Raw genomic sequence first — 8,236 nt, 5'->3', positions numbered from 1 at the left:
GTTTTAACAGTGATAAATTAAAGTCGAAAAAAGAACCTAAAGCAATACGGCTGTGGTGGCACGTATTGCAATTACATTAAGAGACACCTGTTCATTATGTAGCATAAAAAAGAGGAGGCCATACTTACAAGTATGGCCTCCTCTTTTTGGGTTTCTGGTCAGGTATCGTTACAAATCCTCTTCGCGCACCAACATCAGCACTGCTGATTGGGGTACTATAAAGTACTTCTCGCCGAGGTAGTTTATTTCAATGGCATCGCGCTGTAGGTAGATGGCAAGATCGCCTTCCTTTGCCTGAAGCGGAATATACCGCACTTCCTCCTCCTCCTGCCCCCATGCCTCTTCTTCGAAGCCAAAGTCTGCCGAAACGGGATAGCCTGGCCCTACTTTCATAATATATCCTTCCTGCACTTTTTCTTTAGCCTGCACCCCTGGCGGTAGGTATAAGCCGCTCTTTGTTTGCTCGCTTGCAGTTTTAGGTTTGATCAGTACACGGTCGCCTACGATGATGATCTTCTCTAATTTATTTTCTTTTGAAATCCTCATTTGTAATGTATCCATATTATAAGGGATCTGCGGTTACTTTAAAACGCATGTCTGCTTTGATGGTAATATCTTGTGAAACAGGCTTCCTTATCTCCGCTCTTGTCCGGATAGTATAACTTTCACCTTTTATAAAGTCATCCAGTTCAGCATTCGTGGAAATCAGTTGTAATTCTGTCGCACCTCTTGGCACCTCTTCAAGGTAGGCTATTTTAACCTCTGGCTGATCTCCATTCGAAACATACAGCTCGATGGTTTCCAAAAAATCAAAGTTCTCCTGCGCTGGATCAGTTATGGTAAGCGTAAGCCTGTTTAAGCTGACATCTTTAACAAGCTCTGCCCGTGTTTTGTTATTCTTAAAGGTTTCTTCTGAATTAGTGGTTACTGTAAAAGGAGTAATCGGAACTAGCTTGCCTACAGGAAAGCTCGATGCAATTTCTATTGTCTCTTCCTCATCGATGTAGAACGTTAACAAATCATCTATTTTCTCACAAGCTACTGCTACCAGGGACAGCAGCATCACCGCTGCCAACACAATTCGCTTCATCAATAAATTATTAAGGGTGTACTACTAAAACAATTGCGGCAAGAGAAGTTAGAGCTTTAGCCCTTTTCTCTTGCCGCAATTTACGAAATAGTCGGCAGTTTAGTCAAACATATCGCCTTTGCGCACGTTGCCGTCGCCGTGCTCGTTCCAACTCATCGGATAGTTCTCGTCCAAGTATGGCAACGCATCTTCTGTCAGGTATAGCGGCTTAAATGTATCCACCATCACAGCATACTCTTCGGTTTCTTTCTTGCCTATGCTTGCCTCTACCGTACCAGGGTGTGGCCCATGTGGTATACCTCCCGGGTGTATGGTAAAAGAACCGCGCTCCACGCCTTTCCGGCTCATAAAGTTGCCCTCTACATAGTATAGCACCTCATCAGAGTCCACGTTGGAGTGATTATACGGCGCCGGGATAGAGAGCGGGTGGTAATCGAATAGGCGCGGCACAAACGAGCAGATAACAAAATTGTGTGCCTCAAACGTCTGATGTACTGGAGGTGGCTGATGAATGCGCCCTGTAATCGGCTCAAAATCTGCAATATTAAACGCGTATGGGTAGAAGTAGCCATCCCATCCCACGGCATCAAATGGACTGAAATTGTAGTAGAACTGATGCAGTTCGCCTTCTTTCTTTACCTGCACCAGGTGCTCACCTTTCGTTGTTTCGGTTATCAACTCAACTGGCGGGCGCATGTCGCGCTCACAGAAGGGCGAGTGCTCCAGCAACTGACCGAAATAATTGCGGTAGCGGCGCGGTGTTTCTATCGGGCTGAACGACTCTATCACCAGCAGCCTTACCTGCTTTTCGCTTTTATCAAATCTGAACTTATGGATGATCGTGCGCGGGATAACCAGGTAGTCGCCGGGCCCAAACGGAATGCGCCCCATCTGGGTTAGCAGATCTCCGGTGCCATCATGCACAAACACAACTTCATCGGCCTGCCCGTTTTTGTAATAGTAATCCATCTCCTGCTCCGACGGGTTACAGATGCTGACAGCCACATCGCTGTTGAAGAGCATCGTTTTGCGTGCATTCAGGTAGTCAGAGCCGGTGGCGTTTACCTCCACCGTTTTCAGGTGCTGCGGAGCCAGTTTCACGCCTTCGGCTTTTTTAGGTGCAAAAGGCTTTGCCTCTCCGATGCGGCTGATCTGGGTGGGCGGGTTAATGTGGTATAACAGCGAAGATACTCCGCTAAAGCCCAACGTACCTACCAGCTGCTCAGCATACAGGCTGCCATCGGGCTGCCTGAACTGCGTGTGCCGCTTATGTGGGATTTCTCCCAGTTTATAGTAAAAGGCCATGTATGATTAGTTTTTAAGGTGGTGATTGATAGCTAAAGGATTATTTAACAAAGGGCAACGCATACTTTGCGGGTACAGAAGGTTATGTGCTTGTGAGCTACAGCATATGCAATTTTCCATTTGTCAGAACATCTTTTGTCAAAAATTCATACTTACATGCTACCCGAAGCCAGCCGCTGTGCACGATTAAAATGCTTCAGTGCCTGCTGCAGCTCCTCATCTGTTTGGTGCAGCACCGGAAAAAATCCGTCGTTGCCGTATACGCTGCGGGCTATAAAGGCTTTTAAGTTATTACGCAACAAGTTCTTAGATCGCTTAAATTCCGCATCATTGTAATCTACGCCAGCTTCCCGGGCCATCTGCACAATTTCCTGCAGCATCTTTTCGGATACTTCAAAGTTTTTATTGAACTTCTCAAAAGGCATCTTCTCCAGACTGCTGCGGTGCTTGCGGTAGTAATTTAAAGTATATTCCCGAATAACGTTCTTGTTATACAACTGGCTCAGGTAGTGCGATAACTCCATTGTATCGCGGGGCACAAACACATCGGGCATAATGCCTCCGCCACCGTAAACGGGCCGGCCATTTAATGTTTTATACTTAAGCGAGTCTACGTACAGGCTACTGTCCGGATGAAAATACTCACCGTTCTCAAAGCGATTAAGTATGTCCATCTCATAGTTATCCATTCCCTTGCCATAAGGTTTCTGGATAGAGCGGCCGCTTGGGGTATAGTACCGCGAGATAGTAAGGCGTAACTCAGAGCCGTCGTTTAGCGGAATAGGCATTTGCACCAGGCCTTTGCCAAACGAGCGCCTGCCTACCACCAGCGCACGGTCATTATCCTGCAGGGCACCGGCTACAATTTCAGAGGCCGAGGCACTCCCTTCATCCAGCAACACAATGAGCGGGCCTTCTTCAAAAGAGCCTCGCTGCTCGGCAAATGTCTTAGAGTCATACTTGTTGCCCTTGCCGTCGGTGTACACAATCATCTTCTTCCCTGATACAAATTCGTCAGCCATTCGGATGGCATGATCCATATAGCCGCCGGGGTTACCGCGCAGGTCAAGTATAAGCTGCTGCAGCCCTTTACTTTGCAGCTTGGTTAGCGCCTCCTTAAACTCTTCATAGGTATTGGCAGAAAAGCGGCTTACTTTGATATAGCCGGTTTTGTTATCAACCATGTAACTTACATCAACCGAAGAAGTAGGAATCTTGCTGCGTTCTATGGTTAGCTTAAGCGGCTTTTTAGCAGCATCGCGGTAAATGGTTAGGTTTACTTTGCTGCCCTGCTTGCCGCGCAGGCGTTTAAAAACACCCTCGTTGGTAATGCCTATACCTGCTACGCTCTCTCCGTTTACCTCCACTATTTTGTCTCCTGCCTGTATGCCGGCAGCCTCTGATGGGCCTCCGCTTAAAGGCGACACAACATAAATGGTATCCTTGAAGATATTAAACTCTACCCCTATCCCTTCAAAATCACCTTCTAAGTACGAGCGGGCCATGGCAAGTTCATCAGCCGGTATATAAGCAGTATGAGGGTCCAGTTTCTGCAACATTCCAGTAATGGCATGATCTGTGAGCGCTTCTATATCTACTGTATCTACATAATCGCGGTCTATGTAACTTAGAATATCGCGGAACTTAAGGTAGCTTTTGGCAGTGCCTTGTGGATTGTTTGAGGATGGTGAAAAAGTAGTAGCTCCCAGCAACACGCCCACCACCAGTGCTATGCCAATATAAAGCGGCAGTTTTATCTGAAACGGTGAGTTGCGGATTGGCTCCCTTTCTTCTCCTTGCTCCATCTTTTCCATATGTTAATGTTAGATTTACACCAGCCGCACCAGGGCAGCAGTGTTCTATTTTACCTTAAATATACAGCGGGCTCTTCTATCTATACAAGTACAAATTTGTTAAAGTTGCAGCCTTACCATGTTCTCAAGCCTCTGTTGCACCTTACATCTTTTGTTATTGAGTGGCAGCGGTTTTCGCTTCCTATATTAACGTATTGCTCTGCCAGGTCGGCGGGCTTGTGCTGCAAAGCCTTAAAAGCGCCCCTAAACGATATGCTATCAATCAACCGCTAAAATGATTATCTTTGCCACGAAGAAAGAGAACACTATGGGTAGAATCATCGGGATTGATTATGGGACAAAGCGTGTGGGGCTGGCCGTAACGGATGCGCTCCAGATAATTGCAGGTCCTTTAGAAACCGTTCATGCCCAGGATGTGTTATCTTATCTGAAGGCGTATGTGCAACGCGAACCTGTGGAAGCCATGGTGCTGGGTATGCCGCGCAACCTGGATGGCAACGCAACAGATAACACCCAACATGTGGTTGGCTTCCAGCGGAAACTGCAGAAGGAGTTTCCGGGGATACAGGTGCACCTTGTGGATGAGCGTTTCACCTCTAAAATGGCGCAGCAAACGATGTTGGCCGGAGGTCTCAAAAAGAAGGCACGCCAGGACAAAGGCACAGTAGACCGTGTGAGCGCCGCCATTATTTTACAGTCGTATTTAGAAAGCAGAAGTTATATATGATTTATCCGATTGTTGCCTACGGCGATCCTGTACTCAAAGAAGTAGCTGAAGATATTCCGCAGGACTACCCGAACCTGAAAGAGCTTGTGAGTGATATGCTTGCCACGATGTACCATGCACACGGTGTTGGCCTGGCCGCTCCGCAAATTGGTAAAAGCATCCGCCTGTTCGTGATCGACTCAGAGCCGATGATGGACGATAAAGACAAAGGTAAAGGCGTGAAGAAGGCCTTTATCAACCCGGAGATAGTGGAGGAAGACGGTGAAGAGTGGGGTTTTGAAGAAGGCTGCCTAAGCATACCAGGCGTACGGGAGGTAGTATACCGCCCTGAGCGCATAGTTATCCGCTATTTTGATGAAGAGTGGAATGAGCATGAAGATACCTACGACGGCATGAATGCGCGTGTGATTCAACACGAGTATGACCATATTGAAGGTATCTTGTTTACGGATTACCTCAATGGCCTTAGAAAGCGCCTGATCAAGAACAAACTTGCTAAAATATCGAAAGGCGAGGTTGATGCAGATTACAAGATGAACTTCCCTGCACTTTCCAGAAAGCGCTAGGATCAAGTACCGCTAAAGCAAAACGCCTGCTACAGTAACTGTAGCAGGCGTTTTGCTTTAGCGGTACTTTTTTGCTAGAAAGAGCAGAAGTGCAGTTCAGCCATACTTTAAATATCAGGTTTATGATCTTAAAATTTCATGCGTACCTTCACAGGCGGCACTCTAGGTGAGACCACTTTTATTTTAAACCCCTACTTATATGAAAGCAGTAAAGAGAAACAATGTTAAAGTCTTCGGAAAGGGAGATAAAGCAATGCTTTTTGCACACGGCTATGGCTGCGATCAAAATATGTGGCGCCATATAACACCTGCATTCCAAGATGATTACAAAATAATCACTTTTGATCACATTGGCTTTGGTAATTCCGACACCTCCACCTATACTAAAGAACGCTATGCTTCTTTACATGATTATGCAAACGACACTCTCGAAATCTGTAAAGAACTGGATCTAACGGATATAATTTATGTCGGCCACTCTGTAAGCGCGATGATAGGAGCTTTAGCCGCTATCATGGACCCGGATCGCTTTTCAAAGCTAGTATTGATTAGCCCTTCCCCAAGCTTTATCAACGACGGGGACTATGTAGGAGGCTTTACAAGGGAGGCAATAGAGGAGTTACTCCAATCACTAGATAGTGACTATTTAGGCTGGTCTAATACTATTGCTCCTGTTATCATGGGAAATCCAGACAGACCGGAACTAGGCCAGGAGCTAACGCAAAGCTTTTGCAAGAGCAACCCTGACATCGCCCGCGATTTTGCTTATATCACATTTCTGTCAGATAATCGTAAAGACCTGCCGTCCGTGCAAACTCCAACGCTGATTTTGCAATGTTCCGACGATGCAATTGCTCCATTATCCGTAGGTAACTATTTAAACCAAAGTATTGCGAATAGTGAACTCCTTATTTTAGAAGCAACAGGCCACTGTCCAAACCTTAGCGCACCGCAAGAAACGATAGCAGCTATCAAAAGCTTTTTGTAGCGGTGGCCTCTTCACAACTTTTAAAATAAAGAAAGAGCACTAGCAAGAGTATGGCAAAAGGTGCAGTGAAACACATGTTTAATAGTGAATGAGTATAAAGAACTTAAGAAAGCAAATGGAGACGTATTCTGTGAAGTAACTAGAATGTCGGGTAATGCTTATGTCTTCATCAACTGGATTGGAATACAATCGCTGGAAACGGTGGTGATAGGAGGAAACTATGTACTCTCGATTCTACGGGCAAAGCCTTGTTCTATGCTTTTGAATAGCAACCGAGAATTAATTGGTCCTTGGGAAACAGCTATCAATTGGTGGGTTTATAAATGGGCGCCACAGGCAAAAGACGTAGGCGTTCGCTATTTCGCACATGTACTTTCTCCCGGTATTTATGGGCAACGGTCTTTTCATTCTCTTTACCCCCAATTGAAGATGCAACTTGAGGTAAAACCCTTTGAGGACGAAGAAGGTGCAAAAGAATGGCTCCAGACAAAATCTTTTTAAGTCCAGAGCCCCGTGCTACTGGCATACTTGCCTCTTCTTTCTCAGCACTCTCCTGTATGTAATTGGCTTGCCTATATATTAAATTTATTGCCTTAGATTAAGGTGTATCTAATTGCAGAGCACTTAGGGCAGGTTTTATAAAAGAAACAGCGTCTGCACTTGTGTTTATTCTGGACTCCTCAATATAAAGTGTAAGCTTTTGCGTGAAGCTGTCTAATTCCTGCGCTGCCTCATACATGTAGCTCACACACTTTGCTTTGTCCTCATCCGATACCTCATTCTGGGTTAGCAGGTCAGCTAAGCCCATGATATTAGAAACTGGCTTCCGCACCTCATGCGACACCATAAATATCATTTCTTCAAGCGACTTAATGTGTTTGAGCCGGTTTTCTTCCGCTTTTTTGTTTGATGTTATGTCCGTGCAAATCATCAGAATATTATAGATACTCCCTGTCTCGTTTTTAAGAGGCACCAAACGACACATTACCCACTTTCCATCCGTAAGCTTTAACTCCATATCAGCCTGCTCTCTAGTAAGCAGCATTTTTATAGCCTCTGCTTTGAACTCGTCTACAAAACTCTGCTCTACGCATTCCCAAACCTGTTTGCCAATGAGCTCGTTACGGCTGCTGGTGTTATAGTCTTTGTTGGCATAGGTAATCTGAAGATCGGTGTCTAACGTAGTTATGAAATCCGGCGACTGCTCTGAAAGCGTGAAAAGCCGCTGATTACTAGACCTAAACAGCCTGACAGACTCCATACTTGACTTACGCAGCTCAAACAACTCTACTACTTTTTTACTTAATAAACTCAACGCTTGCTCTTTGGTGAGTGTGCGCGGCTCATGGTCTATCACACATAAAGAACCTAAGGCAAGCCCGTCGGACGTAACAAGTGGCGATCCGGCATAAAACCTGAGGCCTTGCTCTCCTGTCACAAATGATTTTTCTTTGAAGCGGTCATCTTTAGAGGCATCTTCTATCACCGTTACCATGTGAGGCGTTTGGATAGTATGATGGCAGAAAGCATGCTCCCGCGGACTCTCGGGGTCAGTTATGCCTACCTTTGATTTAAACCAAGCGCGTTTAGCATCTAAAAGTGAAATTAATGAAATAGGTGTTCCGCAAATGATAGATGCCAGCTCTGTAATTTCATCGTATTCTTTTTGCTGCAAAGTATCAATTATTTGATACGAACCTAGTGCATGAAGCCTTGCCAGCTCATCCATAAGTATAAATTTATTAC

The 8,236-nt window shown here is 45.5% G+C and carries 9 protein-coding genes; 4 read left to right on the top strand and 5 right to left on the bottom strand.

Translation table 11 applies throughout. The annotated features are described in order from the left end of the window. Positions 1-168: 168 nt before the first annotated feature. From ACFQ2O_RS17925 to ACFQ2O_RS17910, 4 genes are all read right to left on the bottom strand, one after another. Entirely contained in the window at positions 169-546 is a 378-nt protein-coding gene (locus ACFQ2O_RS17925) for a co-chaperone GroES (RefSeq protein WP_377531059.1), read from the bottom strand. A 16-nt stretch (positions 547-562) separates the two neighbouring features. Further along, positions 563-1,090 carry a hypothetical protein gene (locus ACFQ2O_RS17920; RefSeq protein ID WP_377531051.1) on the bottom strand — a complete coding sequence of 176 codons (528 nt, stop codon included), beginning with the start codon at positions 1,088-1,090 and terminating at the stop codon, positions 563-565. 99 nt (positions 1,091-1,189) lie between these two features. Continuing rightward, positions 1,190-2,395 (bottom strand): homogentisate 1,2-dioxygenase, encoded by a 1,206-nt coding sequence (locus ACFQ2O_RS17915; RefSeq protein WP_377531048.1) that lies wholly within the window; start codon positions 2,393-2,395, stop codon positions 1,190-1,192. 152 nt (positions 2,396-2,547) lie between these two features. Next, positions 2,548-4,200 (bottom strand): S41 family peptidase, encoded by a 1,653-nt coding sequence (locus ACFQ2O_RS17910; protein WP_377531057.1) that lies wholly within the window; start codon positions 4,198-4,200, stop codon positions 2,548-2,550. Positions 4,201-4,516: 316 nt separating this feature from the next. Between ACFQ2O_RS17910 and ruvX the strand changes: the two genes are divergently transcribed. From ruvX to ACFQ2O_RS17890, 4 genes are all read left to right on the top strand, one after another. Continuing rightward, positions 4,517-4,936 carry a Holliday junction resolvase RuvX gene (ruvX, locus tag ACFQ2O_RS17905; protein WP_377531054.1) on the top strand — a complete coding sequence of 140 codons (420 nt, stop codon included), beginning with the start codon at positions 4,517-4,519 and terminating at the stop codon, positions 4,934-4,936. Next, on the top strand, positions 4,933-5,502 hold the full coding sequence (gene def / locus ACFQ2O_RS17900; RefSeq protein WP_377531046.1) for a peptide deformylase: 570 nt from the start codon (positions 4,933-4,935) through the stop codon (positions 5,500-5,502). The genes ruvX and def overlap by 4 nt, the downstream gene beginning before the upstream one ends. 199 nt (positions 5,503-5,701) lie before the next feature. Then, positions 5,702-6,490 carry an alpha/beta fold hydrolase gene (locus ACFQ2O_RS17895; protein ID WP_377531043.1) on the top strand — a complete coding sequence of 263 codons (789 nt, stop codon included), beginning with the start codon at positions 5,702-5,704 and terminating at the stop codon, positions 6,488-6,490. A gap of 84 nt (positions 6,491-6,574) precedes the next feature. Then, on the top strand, positions 6,575-6,991 hold the full coding sequence (locus tag ACFQ2O_RS17890; RefSeq protein ID WP_377531040.1) for a hypothetical protein: 417 nt from the start codon (positions 6,575-6,577) through the stop codon (positions 6,989-6,991). A 97-nt stretch (positions 6,992-7,088) separates the two neighbouring features. On the opposite strand, the gene ACFQ2O_RS17885 is transcribed toward ACFQ2O_RS17890, so the two are convergent. Beyond that, positions 7,089-8,236 (bottom strand): PAS domain-containing protein (locus ACFQ2O_RS17885; RefSeq protein WP_377531037.1); only part of this gene is annotated, 1,148 nt, incomplete at its 5' end.

Origin of the sequence: Pontibacter rugosus (genome assembly GCF_042678745.1) — a bacterium.
Lineage (GTDB): Bacteria > Bacteroidota > Bacteroidia > Cytophagales > Hymenobacteraceae > Pontibacter > Pontibacter rugosus.
The sequence above is the reverse complement of the archived record's forward strand: the minus strand, read 5'-3'. Positions and strand labels throughout refer to the sequence as shown.